Source organism: Pseudobutyrivibrio sp. OR37 (assembly GCF_900113655.1).
Lineage (GTDB): Bacteria > Bacillota > Clostridia > Lachnospirales > Lachnospiraceae > Pseudobutyrivibrio.
Map to the genome: position 1 here is coordinate 57,111 of NZ_FOQF01000013.1, position 16,870 is coordinate 73,980.

Below are 16,870 nucleotides of genomic sequence, written 5' to 3' on the forward strand. Positions count from 1 at the left end.
TTATCTGACTCTCTTGGCCACAACAAACATTCGTCCATCCTCGGTGTAGGTGTTGCAAGTACTGAGAGTCAGTATCTTGTCAGTCGCACTTATGTCGATTGTCTCGTCATAAACTGATAAACTTTGGATATTGTCTAGGAACTCCTGAAGCTCGCTGCCTGTTACTGCGTTGATGAAATTGTAGTATTTGTAGTTTTCATCGTCATCATAGCCTACCGCCGATAAGCCCACGCCTACAATTTCGTACTCCTGCTCTTCATATAGAGTTTTAAAGATTATCGTTTTATGCGACTGATAGTAATCCTCTTTCAAGAAACGCTTTAACCCACCAAACATTTCTCCAGAACGCATATTGTGTCCGTAAATGATGGTGTTTGTAGTAGGATTTACTATGTCACAACGATAATCAACGAATAAAGTACCTTTTGTACTATTCTTTCCATAGAAATCCCGTCTCAAATAATACTCTGGTTCGCTTACTGTCTGCATCACAGGGTAGTTGATGTCTGTATCTACTACCTCCAAAATCCCCACTAAATCAGGATTTTGCTGATATAAATCCACCAATTCAGGAAGAATATCACGGTCCTCTGGTGCATAATCCTTGTCCCAAGGACTCACAATCATATCCTCTGTTATCTCATTGGAATTTGCGGATTTATTAGACACTTCGTCCCCATTTGAGTTCTCTACAGAATCTATATCGTCATTTTCATTGTTAATATTAACGTTTTTTTGTGAATTATTAGTGTCCTGAGCGGACTTGACTTCTTGTTGAATTTTCGCCAATCGTCTGGTTTCCATTACCTCTTTGATTTCTACTGTGGCATATATACCAATAAGTAGAACTGCCATGGCAACAAAAACCACACCAAGTCTTCTGGAGCTCTTGGCCTTTGTAGCAGCTTCCTCTATGATTTCTCTATCATCTAATAGTCCGGCAGATTTGTTTGCCACAATATCAGCAATATGCTCTGTATACTGTGCCCCAATTGGACTGTTAAAAGTGATAATTCCATCGCGAATATCGTTATAAAGACGCAAAGCTACCTCTGGATCTTGGATATCAAGCTCCTCATTGATGCACTCTATTTTCTTTACGTCCTCTTGGGCTGCACGATATTCATAGTGGGTTTCAAATTCAAACCCTCCTATGATGAACCTTTTTTTCTCTGCCATACATCAGTACCTTCTAAATAGAATTCTACCTAAAAGCATTTGTTCTAGCAATTCTCTTTATTTGAAAATATTGTGAACAATTAATTTTAACCGCAAAAGGGAGGCCAGGAGCTTTCGCTCTTAGCCTCCCAAATAATATGGCTTTTAATTATTTAACAATGGCTTCAACATACTCTGACTGGTTAACTGGCTCCAGCTTACCTGTTACATCAGATATTGCATAGCCCTTTACGTAGTAGTAGTAGGTTACTCCACTGCTAAGGTTTGTATTAGTATATGCTCCTGTATCACGTGGTACTATCGCGCAAAGTGTTCCCTTGCTTGTAGTATCTGTTGAACGATAGATGTAGTAAACCAATACATTTCCGCCAGTAGGCAGTGTAATTGTTGCCTTTGTAGGGTCGCTTGCGCTTCTTGTAGCAGTAATAGATGAGGTTTCCACTGATGTAGTATCTTCCACATCCTTTGGTGCACTATAGATTGTTACTCCCTCTTCTGGCTCAGCGTAAGCCTTTGCAGTAATCCTGTATGTAGTGCTACCCTTAAGACCTTCTAGCTTGTACTCATTAGTGTTTCCAACAATTCTTGTGGTCATATATGCTCTATATGTACCATCGCTCTGCTTAACCTCTACCTTAAGCTGAGTGCCCTTTGAAAACAATTCCTTAACCCACTTAACAGTTAATGAATCACCTGTCTTATCTATTACACGCAGGTTTGCCACACTCTGCAGGCCAATTGTAAATTGACAGGTTCTAGAGCCTGTAAGATTACCTGATAACTTGTCAGCGTTTGCATTTAATACGATTGCACAATCATCTTCTGCTGTACTATATACATTGTTTCCGTAATCAACCTCGTAGTCTCCAGTATTAGTCTCTTCGTCATAAAGCTTGAATTTATATATCTGCTCACTACTATCAGGATCCTGAAGATTTTTAGATTTAATGCTTACAGCAAATCCTGGCTCCACTGCCTCTCCTGTATATCTGTGGAAATCTCTATCCCATTCCACAATACATTCATCAATTGGTCTGGCTACGATATTGTAGGTGGTTCTTGCTGTGTTGTTTGTCTGTCTTCCAACATCATAGGTGATTACAGCCTCGATTGTTCCCTTATCAGTAAACGCAGGCTTATCCTCAGCCTTGTTAGGGTCAATCTTAATGTTATCCTTAAAATATTCAACGGCTGTAATATTTGCTGTGGATACATTAAGTGTAAACTTTGGAATTATTGGATAGCCAGTATACTTATAATCACCTTCATTGTTATTAACGTATATTTCACTCTCGTTAAAATCAATATCGTATCGTACCGTCCTATCACCCTTCCAATACCTAGACTCAACGCCTGAATAAATTACACTACCATAAGATATAAAGTTGTCTGTTTCTCCCGAACCAGAGAATTTATAATCCGTTCCTGCTTCAAGTACCACATCTCTAGGGTAATCTACAGTCGCTACTAATACCAGATAGATTCTTGGATTACCAAATGTTATTTCCGAACCTGTGTATATCTGTCTAGGCGTTCCGGCAATCAGGTTTTTATTAGAATCCTCATAGTATGCCACTACCTGATCTTCATTACTCAAATTACCCATAATATCAAAGTATAGTTCCTTAGTGCCTGTGTAGTTGTTTACACCAGTTATAACAACCCTTGCCTGGCCTGGTATAACGTTGTCGAAATATTGTACCTTAAAGTCACCTTCCTCAGTATTTTCATCATACTGTACCAGTGGCTCTCCACCATTAGTCACTCTTACTGCTGGTGTTAACTCGCGTCCCGTGTAATCCTGAGGTTCATCCAAGCCTTCAGCAAATTCTGCAACGAAATCCTCCTGTGAGATATCTCTTGCCACTATAATATATCTAAAAGTATATTTAATAGATGCACTACCTACGTAATAATTACCTGATGATGTAGGATCATTAGCTCCTTCGCCTGTATTTTTAAATGTAATTACAACTTCACCACAGGTTATAATGTCACCATTATCACCAAAGATTGTCTTGGTATTATCATTGTTATATGTGATTTCTAAGTCGCCATTTTCCCCGCTGCTAATCTGAGATATTCCATTACCACTTCCAAGAGTATTATCATATACTGCTATGGTTGGCTGTATTGGTGTTCCACTATATATGCCATAGTAGTAATCAACATATTTAACAGCCTGATCATCTGTTAAATTATGAGCCTTTAGGTATTTCTTTGCAGTTTCTTCATTTAATCTGGACAATCCTGATACCTTAAAGCTTAATACTGTCTTATCTTCAAATGAACCATCAGCCTTTTTATTTTTAGCTACAGGGTCTTTTTCTGTTGTAAAGTAATCTCCATGCGCTGCTATAGTTTGTAGATTCTCGATAACAGGTTCAGCTTCTATCTTTTTTCTGCGAATTCTATATCGTTGAATCATGGTTCCACAGTAGTCGCCTTTACCTGTTATAACTACATATTTGTAGCCAGCATTAGTAGAGATACCGTTACTTGATGTAGCTTCATTTCCTAAGGCATCTGTGATTGATACACTATAATCCTTTGTGCTAGATAGTCGCTTATTATCAGAAGAAAGTACCTCTGGTGTAGGCTCCTGTGGACGACCATTGTAGTCATACGACCAGGCCGCACCTGTTGAATCATAGCTACTATATTGTTCTAAGCGCTCATATGTATGAATAACACCTGAATTATCAGTTACTTTATATCGAACTATCAGTCCCTGATTATTAATATTCTTACCGATGTTGTATGGTAATGTGATTTCACCTGTATAATCTCCCTGACCTGTAATGGTTATTGCAGGAGAGGTAGCTGCAACTAATGCATGATTATCATCTGTAGCCCTATTTACCCATTCAGCAGTTCCTGCTGTCTGGGCATTTCTTACAGATAATGTGAAATCCCTTTCTTCTAGTAGCTCATAATCCTTTGTTGGAATAATAGGGTCTTTAAGGCCCCTATCTATAATTGTTACTACTGGAATATTATCTTCATCTTCCTTAACAGTTGTACAATCATAGACGCGGATTTCCAAAGTATCAGAACCTAATCCACCTGTTGTTATAAAGCCAGGCTTATAATCTGCTGCTGTAGTAAAATCAGATTCCTTTAATGGTCTCCATGTGCCTTCAAATCCAGGCTTGCCAGTTGATGGCTTAGTATTAGTGTAGTAATAGTGATAATTGTTTGGTAATGAACGTGCTTTAATTGTAAAATCAATTATTCTTGCACCCTCACAGTTATTCTGACCTGTTACTACCAGCTTATAATCACCCATGGCTTTCAATTCTTTTGAACCATCAGGGGAATCTAGTATTTCAACAGTATAGTCACCTGTTCCGTCTGCTTTGCCTACTAATGGAGTTTCTACGCCATTATGAACAACAGATAACTTTAGCACACTATACTCATCCTGCTTAGCACCTGTAAACTCTGCTGCAAATTTATTTTCATCTACATCATTGTGGTCAGTCAGCTTATCTACTATTTTTACTTCACTATTAGTTTCTACATTTAATCGTTCAATAGTAAATGGCACCGATATTGTAGATATTGCTGTTTCTCCCTGATATTCGCCAGTATAGTTACCTTTATTTACAGCTTCTATAGTAACTTTTGGCATCAGGTCTTTATTCCAGGTTCTAGGGTCATCATTACCCATAGCTACAGCAGTTGCTATAGAGCTATTATTAGTATAATCAACTATAGTATAATCTGTACCTTCTCTAAGTTCCGTAGTACCATTTTTAATAGTTACAGTAGGCTCTACTTCAAGACCATTTCCTGTACCAATGTAGTAGGCATCTCCAAAGGATATTAGACAATCCTTCAGTGCCTTCTTTTTGATTACAAATGTAGTATCCTCATTGGTTCCAGAATAGTTGTTTATACCTGTTACAATTACTGTTGCTGTACCAGCCTTTATATTGTTCCTGTAGGTTACACTATAATCTTTATTTTCAGTTAATGTTATAGCACCATTTTGAATCTTTACTGTTACCTTTGGAGTTATTGCCTTTCCGGTATATTCGAAGCTGTCATTATCCAAAGTAATTGCTGCATCTGCTATGCTGATTCCTGAAATACGGAACTGTGCCTCACCTGTTCCTGTACAGTAATCCTCTCCTACTGCACTAGCTGAAAACGTTACTGTATATTTTCCCATATCTGTCTTTGCTGTAGGATCAATTTCCACAAGTGGTGTAGCCCCCTTTGGATATATTGGAGTTTCACCATCTTGATCAGTAATAGTTGTGATGTCTGCAAAAATATATGGACTGCCTGTATATCCCACCTGCTGTACGCCGTCAACAACAGAGGCATTTGTAAATGTAACAATAGCTTTTGTTAAATCATATTTAATATAGAACTCAAGAGTTTTTCCTTCATCTCCTGTTCCACTTCTCATGAAATATCTACTGTTCGCTGTAGCCTCTATATGGGCTTTCCACTTTCCAGCGGCTTTTGCCACATCTGTATACTTACCGTCAATACCTTCATAATACAGAACATAATCCACATCATCTCCTTCTTCATGACGATGTATTGTCTGGTCTGCATCAATTGTGATAGGTGCAGGATTAGCACCTATATCACCTAGGCCTCTAATGGTTGGGGTTACAGGATTATTGGTATATATGTACTGTCCATTTCCTGCTATCTTCAAGTCTGCATAATTTGAAAGACTAATTAAGAAGCATACAACCTTACCTGTGTCCGCTTTTACATTTGTGGCTTTACCTACACAGTTATACTTTCCTTCTACAGTTATGCTTCCATCAGGGCCTGGTTTGCCCTCTCTATCACGGGTTATAGTATAGTTGGTAAGCGTCTTTACTATATCAGTTACACCGTCTGCTGCCTTTTCAGTAATTGTAGGGGCAGCAAGAGTCTCTGTCCATGTACCAGCAGTACCACCTATTTTTCTATATTTTATAATAGGCTTAACTTCTGGAGATGGATTTCCCTGACTATCTAATTCATATCTTTCGTTTTCGATAGTTACCTTTGCCCAGTCATGACCTAAATTCAGCACAATATTAAACGGAATCTTGCAATATCCACTGTAAATACCCTTACCTTTTACAAAGATGTAGTTATTCTGGTACGAAGGATTAGAATCTGACCATATAGCTGTGTCAAATGTTGTCTCTCCAAACTGATTTTTAAAGACTTCAGTTTGAGTTTCTTCATATGATTCTACCAGTTCATAATCTCTTCCATATACAAGTTCATCGCCGCCTTTTGCTGTAGCAAGTGTCAGCGTAGCTGCTTTGATTCTTGCAAAGGTTATTTTTTCTGCGGTATATTCCAAATCACTTAACGTTCCATAGAATTCTTTAATATTATTGCTGGCGATCTTATAGTTGATAGTTATTGTCTGTTCTACATACTTATCACCCTTTGTCTTTATGGTAATAGTAAGATTCTCATCTAGCTTCACCTTACCCATCTGCTCGTCCATACTTGGATAGCTTACTATGTCATAATCTTCGCCTAGTATTAATTCCTTAGTTCCATTTGTTGCTGTCAATTTAAGTATAGGAAGCTGTGCCTGATTTTCTTTGTATGTATAAAGTGCTCCTAAATCAAGGGTTTGTGTTTCTTTAGAATTAATTGATTTTGCATCGGTGTCAGGGGTATTAGTATCTTTCTTACCACTAACAATAACATAACCCTTATTTACCGAAATAGTATATTCTACAGTATCTGTAAAGTTTCCAACACCTTCTACATATTTCTTAAGATTAGAACCGATTTCGTTTCCAATCATTATTGGATAGCCTACTAAATCCTTATCTTTTTCTAACTGATAATTTTGGTCTGCATTACCATATCTAAATCTATATTCCTTATGATATTCTGATTCTCCTCCGTTGTATTCGATTGATGTTGCAGTATCACCTGTTTCACTTATTCTAGCTTCTGTAGGCTTGATACTTTGTGGCATAATTCTTACAAAGATGTCAATAGGCTTATTACCGTCTTCACTATAATAGCCCTTACTACCATCCATAGTTACAGAATACTTTAATACATTATAATTGCCATCTTTACTTCCAGCTCTTCTTGAATCATACAATGAATCTCCTTCAAGACCTATTGAGCTTTCAGGTGAACGATCACTTATAGTAAATGAACCCTCTAAATTCTCATTGCCATCCTTTGAATAAAGGATAACCTTAGGTGCATGATTTCCTCTATAAGGTATTTCCAGTGGATTATCCAAAGAATTACCTTTTTGGCCCAAGCTTACCTTTACAGGCCAAATATCGCCTGTAAGATTTTCAGGATTTCCAGTGGAATCAAATGTACCACTTTGAATTGATACCAATACTTCACTAACCTTTGTTCCAACTGTATATTCTCTTTCTACTATACCTGTATATTTGCCTTTGCCCTCAATTACAGCATATTTAACACCTGCTTTAGTTGTAGCAGGCACACTATGAGCTTTATCATCCCAGCAAGTTACTACATAATCCTGATCCTGGCCTTCAACCAAAGTGCTGGTTCCATACTTAATTGTAAAAGTAGGTCTGACTACATTTGTAGGATTAAAAGCCAAATCCTTTGTATAAACAATATTAGTGTCATTAAAATTACTGATATCTACTCGTAAAATCTTAAAGTAAACAATGGCATCATTTCCATTGTAAGCATTTATACCTGTTATTCGTAAATATGGCCATGTAGATGTAGAATACTCACCTTCAGCTCCTACTTTATCTGTATTGTAATATCCATATCCATAATCTGTCTTACGACCATTTTTGTTAAGAACTTCCCCTGTTACTGGATTGATTACTACAGGAGCACCATAATTATTTGTTCCGTTATATGTAGCATTAAGGTCGCAATAATAATATCTTGTTCCTGTATTTACAAAATCATCCTTTGTAATAATTGCAGATTTTCCATTAATAGAAATCTGATATTCGTCCCTACTGCTTGTAATATTAAACGGTACTATAACACTTCCTGTTAAATTATTCTTTCCAGTAATTGTTACTGTCGCCGGATTATTAGGTTTTGATGGCTGTACATTGTTATCATAACTAACGCTAAAGTTTGCACTCTCAAGCGTAGCCTCTGTATATATATATTTTTCTGTAAATGTACTATTACTGATTTTTACATTTACTGATGGATATTGAGGCTTCCCATTATATGCATAGCTACTAGGCTCCACAGTAGCTGTTGCTGTTCCTGTGGCGCCAAGTGTTGCAGGCTTGATGGTATAGGTCTTCGAAGATGTAGATCCACTGTAATTACCTTTACCTACAATCTTGTAGGATACGCCTTGTGAAGTAACATTTACCCTATCGCCTGTATACTCAATTTCATAATCGTCTCCATAGCTAAGATAATCACTACCGTATGTTACTTTAATATCATAGTCTGTAACATTCCCGTTAGAAGCCGTTTCTAACAGCTGATCTTTATTATCAAATATCTTTTCGCGTGTTGATGTTCTATCATCTATCCTGATTGCTGCATCATTAATAGTCCTTGGCACAACATTATATATAGCTGTTACTGTGCCACCGCCTGCATATTGTCCACCAGCTTTCGCTGTTACTTTGATATACTTTGTTCCTACTGCAGAGGTTATATCTGATCTATCATTTGGCTCGCTTGTATCATCATCAACTTCAATTTTGTAATCACTTTCAGATAAAGTATTTCCTCCCACAAGAACCTTTATTGTTGGAATATCCGCTGTCTTATTAAAGGTTCTATTGTAACCTGTTTTATAATATCCATTTGTATCCTTATCTTTATTTGTGCCATTGTACATTTGACCATCTATTATTCTGATGGTCATGTTTAGTGCATAATCTGGCTCAATTGTATATCCCGCTGATAATGAAGAACCACTCTCAAAATTCTTACCTGCTGCTCTAAGCACCAGGGATGGAGAATCAGTTGTATTAGTATGATTCAGCGCTGGTTGATAAGATATTGTATACTCCTGATTATTAGTATTATCTATTCTAATATCATCCCCAGCATCACCTGTGGTATTTAATGTAACATAGAAATCTCCATCTGTAGTTGAATCCTTGCTACATTCCTTTGGCTCAATAGGGTTTCCTGTATATTTGAATTTACCAGTATTATTAACCCAATTTACTTTTGCCTCACTTAATGATCTAGGATAAATTCTAAATCCTGGTGTTTTGATACTACCTGTATATCCACTCTTTAAAGTAACAACAATCTCCTTTAATCCGGCATTTTTTGAATCTTTATCTGTAGTATCTACTGTATTAATTGTAGCTGTTGCATTGGTTTTATTAATGGTTCCTGCTGGAAGAGGTTGATTTTGCATATCATAGAATATTAAATCGCTCCAATCGCCATTAGCATCACAATGAGCATCTAAATCATAATCTTTTCCCGTGTACTCATAGTATTTTGAGAACTGGGAATTTGGATTCAGTTCGACTCTGACTACCTGGTCAATAGAACTTCCCCTTATCACTTTTTCAACATTCACTGTACCTGTGTAATTTCCCTGACCTGTAATCTTGTATGTGTATTTTATTCCATCGGTTGCAAATTCAGTTTTCTCTATTGAAGCTGTAATATCTCCATTTTTAAACACAGGTGTAGCAGGCAAAGCATTATTTGTATTTATCTTTGTAATATCTTTAACTTCACCATTTTCAATGCTAAAATCTGCTCCAGCAAAGGCAGTTGTATCCGTAATATCTAATGGATTAATCTTAAATACTCTATCATAAGAATAAGTCTTACTTGCGTTATAGTAGTATTTGATATTTATGTGTGCCGTACCAACGTTTGTATTGGTAGATTCATCGCATCTACTAATAGTATATGGATATGTAAGTGACGATACGCTGGTAACACCTGTTCCATATGGTGAAGATTTCACTGTTGTGTCTGTTGCGTAGTAATACGAAGACACAGTTCCCCCAGTTCCTGTTGTATTTACTGCTACTACTGGAACTACTCCAGTTCCTGTGTAGCTTTCAGTATGACTTACTACTCCTTCCTTACTGCTATCCCCACCGAGCTTTATATCCACTATATGTACAGTTACATTAACTGAGCTGGTCTTATTTGTATTCCTATATGTAGCCTTCAGTGTTACCATTCCTGGCTTTAATGCATTTAGCTTTACTGCCATTGGATTTGATGAAACTGATTCAATGCTTACCAAATCTGTGGAACTAGGCTCTACTGTCCAATTTATAGTTCTTTCAGCTGCAGCTTCATTAAGAACAGCTGTCAATGTATCTGTTTCACCAATTGCATATACTGCTTCACTAGCTGAAGCCATCTTGTTATTTTCTGAATTCACTGATGCAATTTCGTAAGAATCATTTGGAATATCAGTTACCTCGATAGTATCACCTGACACAACTTGAAATATTCCATTATACCCCGTCTCTGCGCTCCAGATATCACCCTTACTAATGTATGTAGTCGAATCTCCATTATTATATTTGAAATATACATGGTTACTTGGGGAAGATTCAAAAGCTACTACAACTGAATAGCTGTATCCTCCTGATACATACCCATTTCCAGTTACCTTTTCCCTTAGCGGAATTCTTACATTTTGCCATCCTACGCTATCGGCATGTACTGTAACTGATCCATTTGATTCTGATGCTAAAGTACCATCTGTAGGATCATCTCCTTGGCGCAAATTCTTATAGGATTGTGCTGTAAATACATAATCACCTATTGCATCTGCATAGAAATCGAAGCCTGCATATAATGCTCTAGTATATTTACCTGCTTCTGCAGTTCCAATATAAGCCACGTGATTATAATCATAAATTTCAACATAATCACTGGTACCTACTTGACCTGTAACATAAGTACTAAAGTGCTCAGCATCAAAGCTTACATCCTCGCCTGATGCATCAGCTTCAATCTCCGTTACACTGTAGTCATCTTCAATTCTGAATACTGTTACTTCCTCATCTGGAACCTCATCAAGCTTATTAACAGATTCAAATGTAACCTTTACAGTATTATTGTCATAATCTGGTTGATACTTGTTTCCATGACGGTCATAAATAGTGATGTCGTAGGCTGCATATGCTTTGAACACACCTTCATCCAGATAATCATTAACAATATTCTCCATTGCCTTCTTACCAACGTAGTAGATTGTTACGTCAGCATTTCTTGGCATTTCACCTTCTACAGTTACAGTTGTTCCTAATATTTCCTTTGAAAATTTCTGATATGTAAGTGACATATCCTCATATCCACAAAGGCGGCATACTCCGTTTTCATCAAAATCACAATAATCTGTCCCTTGCTCCTCGCCACACTTTGAGCATCTGATGATATGTGTTCCATCACCATTAGAGATGTATTCCATCTCATGCTCACATTCTTCATCTTCTTCTGTCTCTTCTTCAGCTTCCTCTACGATAACTTCTTCTTCCTCTTCAGTTACTTCTTCACTATCTATATTTTCAGGGTTTGGGGTATTGGCATCATCTACAGACTCCTTTGGTTCTTCTGGAGTCTCGTTTTGTTCTATTGGATTTCCGTTTTCATCTACTGCTGGCTGTGGGTCTGATGGCTCTGCCGGTGTTTCTGGATCAGTAGCTTCTGTTTCATCAGCTGGCTGCTCCTCTGTCACGTCCGCTATATCCTCTGCCTGTGGCTCTGCCGGCATATCCACTGATTCAGGCGCAGGTGTAGCCTCTGGCTCTGCACTGGCATCAGTACTGTCCACACTTTCCTCCGTAATTATTTCATCGCTTGTAGCTAAGGAGAAGAAATCATCTCCCATCATTGATGTCACAAGCAACATCGCCAGCAAAAATGCTGTCAATCTTTTGAAGAAATTTAATCTGCTGTTCATAGGCCAATTCCCCTTTGTTAGAACCCTTTTCTAACGTCTTTCCTAATGATTTTGTAGTGAATTTTGCATACAAAAAAAAGACATAGACATTCCACTACATTATCAATATCGGAAAATAACATTATTAAGTTTACAGACAACTGGCGTTATAAATATGAATTTTCTATGAATTTAACAATAAGATTTTAACTTTAGATTTCTACCAGACACTTAAACAAAAGCTCTTCAAAAGGCTCATAGTTAAGCACAGCACTTTCCTTGCTTGCAAGAATCATATCGTTCTTAGTGGTTTTTGAAAAATCTATATCAAAGTGCTGACTGTTTTTGCAAATATATTCTATAAACACACGCTGGGCTCTGCCATTGCCCTCTCTAAATGGATGAATCATGTTTATCTCACCAATCAGGTAAGCCAGTCTTTTAGACATAACTTCCTTGTCATCCACATCCAGCAGATAATTATTCTGAATTATCCACTCTTGCACTTTTTTAAATTCGATTTCTATGAATTGTGTCAGGCAGAAAATGGTGCCCTTTGAAATGTCGACTGTGCGAATCTCCCCCGCCCAATCATAGATATCCTGAAACAGATAGCGATGAATGGCCTGAAGATGCTGTAAAGAAAAATCGCCAGGTATAGGACGCTTGACGATTTCAAAATAACGCGCTGAACTAAGCTCCTGTTCTACCTTAAAGAGCTCCTCTTTATCGCGAATATCCAATTTGTTTTTAAGGATATGAGTGTGTGGATAACAGTACTGGCCGTTATCTTCGTACTCATAACGGTAATATTCATCCATCATAGGCTTATCCTACTGAAACATACCTTGATGTAATCTCACGGACCACATCCTCTACATCAACCTCGTTCTCTATAATCATTCTGCCTCTCTCTAGTTCCTTAGCTGTAAGAATCATATCCTCCATGGCAAATGATGCTGAGACACTGGCTATTTTCTCATCTGTGGACATTAGTCTCTCCTTATTTATCGTCATTATTTTCATATAATCTAACCATTTCCCCTATATATACCCACATTTACCTTCAAAAAACTTAAGCTTATTATATCATATAATGGTTTTCTAAAAAACCTTGTTCACAAAAAGGTTGTAGTTGACATTTCTATCAACTACAACCTTTATTTTAAGCATTCTGAATTTTTCCTGTATATAACTGGTAGTATTTACCGCCTTCCTGAATCAGCTCCTCATGGTTACCACGCTCTATAATGCGTCCCTGGTCAAGAACCATGATGCAATCAGAGTTTCTGATAGTTGAAAGTCTGTGGGCAATTACGAAGGTTGTACGTCCGTGCATCAGCTTATCCATACCATCCTGTACAATCTTTTCTGTACGAGTATCGATAGATGATGTAGCCTCGTCAAGGATAAGTACTGGTGGATCTGCGATGGCAGCTCTGGCAATGGCAAGCAGCTGTCTCTGTCCCTGTGAAAGGTTACCGCCATCACCCTTGATTACTGTATTGTAGCCCTGTGGCAATCTGCGGATAAAGCTATCTGCATTTGCAAGCTTTGCTGCTGCAATTACCTCTTCTTCAGTGGCATCCAGCTTTCCGTATCGAATGTTATCAGCGATAGTACCTGTAAACAGGTGTGTATCCTGAAGTACGATACCGAGTGAACGGCGTAAATCTGCCTTCTTAATCTTGTTAATGTTGATTCCATCGTATCTGATTTTACCATCAGCGATGTCATAGAATCTGTTGATAAGGTTTGTGATTGTGGTCTTACCTGCACCTGTTGCACCAACAAAGGCTATCTTCTGGCCTGGTGTTGCAAACAGCTTGATGTTGTGAAGTACTGTCTTATCAGGGTTGTAAGCAAAATCTACATCATCAAATACGATGTCACCAGTAAGCTTCACATATGTTGTTGTGCCCTCTGCCTTGTGGAAGTGCTTCCAAGCCCACATTCCTGTGTGCTCCTCGCACTCAACGATTTCACCGTTTTCCTCCTTGGCATTTACAAGCATTACGTAGCCTTCATCTGTCTCTGGCTTCTCGTCAATAAGGCCGAATACACGCTCGGCACCAGCCATTGCAAGTACGATAGACTGGAACTGCTGTGATACCTGCATGATAGGCATGATGAATGAACGAGTAAACTGAAGGAATGATACAAGTGCACCAAGTGTAAGGCCTGTCCATCCGTTAAGAGCAAGTGTTCCACCTACTACCGCGCAGATTACGTAGTTTACGTTACCCATCTGAGCGTTAACTGGTCCTAAGCAGTTTGCAAGTCTGTTAGCCTTGTAAGCATTGTTGTAAAGCTGCTCATTAAGCTCCTGGAACTTCTCCATTGCTTCTTCTTCATGGCAGAATACCTTAACTACCTTCTGACCATTCATGATTTCTTCGATGTTACCGTTTACTGCACCAAGTGCCTTCTGCTGCTGGCGGAAATACTTTCCTGATGTACCAGCAAGTGTCTTTGTAATAAGGATGATTACTGCAATCATCGCTATTGTTACGCCTGTAAGTGTAGGCGAAAGAAGTAGCATATAAACAAATACTGTTACGATAGTGATTGCACTGTTAAACATCTGTGGGAATGACTGTGAAATCATCTGACGGAGTGTATCAATATCGTTTGTGTAGATAGACATGATATCGCCGTGGGCATGTGTATCGAAGTAGCGGATTGGTAAATCCTCCATCTTCTCAAACATTTCATCACGAAGGTCTCTAAGTGTTCCCTGACCTACGAAAATCATAATCCAGTTGTAAGCGAAGGTTGCTGCGATACCTACTGCATAATATCCAATCAAGTGGAAGATGGCATCCTTAAGTGGGCCAAAGTCCTTGCTTCCAGTTTCAAGCATTGGAAGAATGTAGGAATCGATAAGCTGCTGCATAAATGCTGTTCCCTTGGCATTACATATTACCGAAAGGAAAATGCAGATTATTACTGCAACAAGGTGGATTGGATATCTTCCACCCACATATTTTACAAGGCGGCCAAGCACTCCACGTCTAGCGGCCTTCTGTTCTTTTGTCAGCTTTGGTACTGATCCTGGTTGTGGTCCTCTAGGCATTAGTCCTCGCCTCCTTCCTCTGCTTTATCGAAGTCGCCGCTGCCGGCGCCTGTCTGCTGCTCAAAGATTTCTTTGTAGATTTCGTTTCTAGCCATAAGCTCTTCATGAGTACCGAAATCATTAAGCTTTCCATCGTCCATAACGATGATTCTATCTGCATCCATAACGGATGAAATACGCTGTGCAATAATAAGCTTTGTTGTATTTGGAATCTCTTCTCTGAAAGCACGTCTGATGCTTGCATCTGTAGCTGTATCAACGGCAGATGTTGAGTCATCAAGGATAAGAATCCTTGGCTTCTTAAGAAGAGCTCTGGCGATACAAAGTCTCTGGCGCTGTCCACCAGATACGTTAGTTCCGCCCTGCTCGATATAAGTATCATAGCCGTCTGGGAACCTTTCGATGAATTCGTCTGCGCAGGCAAGCTTTGCTGCACGTCTTACTTCTTCATCTGTGGCATTCTTATCGCCCCATCTAAGGTTTTCAGCAATAGTGCCAGAGAAAAGCACGTTGTTCTGAAGCACTACAGAAACCTGGTTTCTGATGGTCTCCACATCATAATCCTTTACATTGTGGCCGCCAACGATTACCTCGCCTTCGTCCACATCATATAGACGTGAAATCATAGATACAAGTGTTGATTTTGCTGAACCTGTTCCACCAAGCACTCCGATAGTCTCACCTGACTTAATCTCAAGATTAATATGGTCAAGTACTGGTCTTTCAGCTGTCTTGTTATAACCAAATACTACATCCTTGAACTGGATTGAACCGTCTGGTACTTCATAGATTGGGTTCTCTCCGTTTGTGATTGTAGTCTTTTCTTCAAGTACCTCGTAGATACGCTTGATGCTGGCTACTGACATTGTAATCATGATGAAAATCATAGCGAAGAACATAAGTGACATAAGAATGTTCATGCAGTATGAGAACAATGATACAAGCTCACCAGTTGTAAGTGTGCCATCTACAACGATGAAGTGGGCACCGAACCAGCTGATTAGGATGATACATACGTATACAACTAAGTTCATCATTGGCATTGTTGTAGCAATCATCTTTTCTGCAGATGTGGCTGCCTTATAAATGCCCTGGCTGGCTGTTGTAAATTTTGACTTTTCGTAGGCTTCTCTAACGTATGCCTTAACTACTCTGATGCCTGTGATATTTTCCTGCACCGATGCATTCAAATCATCGTATTTTCTAAATAAAGTCTCAAAAAGCTTTCTAGTCTTGACCATTACAAATCCCATAAAAGCAAGGATAAGGATCATTGCAATTAGGAAGTTTGATGCAAGTCGGGCATTAATTCTGAATGAAAGCACCATGGCAACAATAACTGTTACTGGGGCTCTAAAGCCCATTCTTAATACCATTATGAAAGCGTTCTGCACGTTTGTAACATCTGTTGTAAGACGTGTTACCAGACCTGCTGTTGAAAACTTATCAATGTTTTCAAATGAGAAGGTCTGGATGTTTTCAAACATCTTGTTACGAAGGTTCTTAGCAAGTCCTGCTGATGCTTTTGAACCAAGCACCGCTCCCATGATACCTCCGAATAAACCGATTACCGCGCAGATAATCATATATCCACCTATTCGGTAAATCTCACCCATGTTTCCTGCTTCAACACCCTTATCTACAAGGTCTGCAATAAGAAGTGGAATAACCATTTCCATGGCAACCTCGAGAATCATGAATACAGGGGTGAGTATTGCCGAAAGGGTGTACTCTTTTGTTTCCTGTAATAATCGTTTTACCAA

Annotated in this window: 6 protein-coding genes; all 6 read right to left on the reverse strand. The window is 38.6% G+C overall.

Features of this window, described 5'->3' with window-relative positions:
* Nucleotides 1-1,179 (reverse strand): class B sortase, encoded by a 1,179-nt coding sequence (locus tag BM097_RS08195; RefSeq protein ID WP_090547945.1) that lies wholly within the window; start codon nucleotides 1,177-1,179, stop codon nucleotides 1-3.
* A gap of 148 nt (nucleotides 1,180-1,327) precedes the next feature.
* Nucleotides 1,328-12,052: a fibronectin type III domain-containing protein gene (locus BM097_RS08200; protein ID WP_090547947.1), complete on the reverse strand. Its 10,725-nt coding sequence runs from the start codon at nucleotides 12,050-12,052 to the stop codon at nucleotides 1,328-1,330.
* 191 nt (nucleotides 12,053-12,243) lie between these two features.
* The gene (locus BM097_RS08205; protein WP_090547949.1) at nucleotides 12,244-12,855 is read right to left on the reverse strand and encodes a Fic/DOC family protein; all 612 of its coding nucleotides are present in this window, start codon (nucleotides 12,853-12,855) and stop codon (nucleotides 12,244-12,246) included.
* Between the two features lie 4 nt (nucleotides 12,856-12,859).
* Nucleotides 12,860-13,024: a hypothetical protein gene (locus BM097_RS16350; protein ID WP_155942254.1), complete on the reverse strand. Its 165-nt coding sequence runs from the start codon at nucleotides 13,022-13,024 to the stop codon at nucleotides 12,860-12,862.
* A 172-nt stretch (nucleotides 13,025-13,196) separates the two neighbouring features.
* A complete protein-coding gene (locus tag BM097_RS08210; protein ID WP_090547951.1) occupies nucleotides 13,197-15,107 on the reverse strand; it encodes an ABC transporter ATP-binding protein in 1,911 nt (636 codons plus the stop codon).
* Nucleotides 15,107-16,870 (reverse strand): ABC transporter ATP-binding protein, encoded by a 1,764-nt coding sequence (locus BM097_RS08215; RefSeq protein ID WP_090547953.1) that lies wholly within the window; start codon nucleotides 16,868-16,870, stop codon nucleotides 15,107-15,109. The genes BM097_RS08210 and BM097_RS08215 overlap by 1 nt, the downstream gene beginning before the upstream one ends.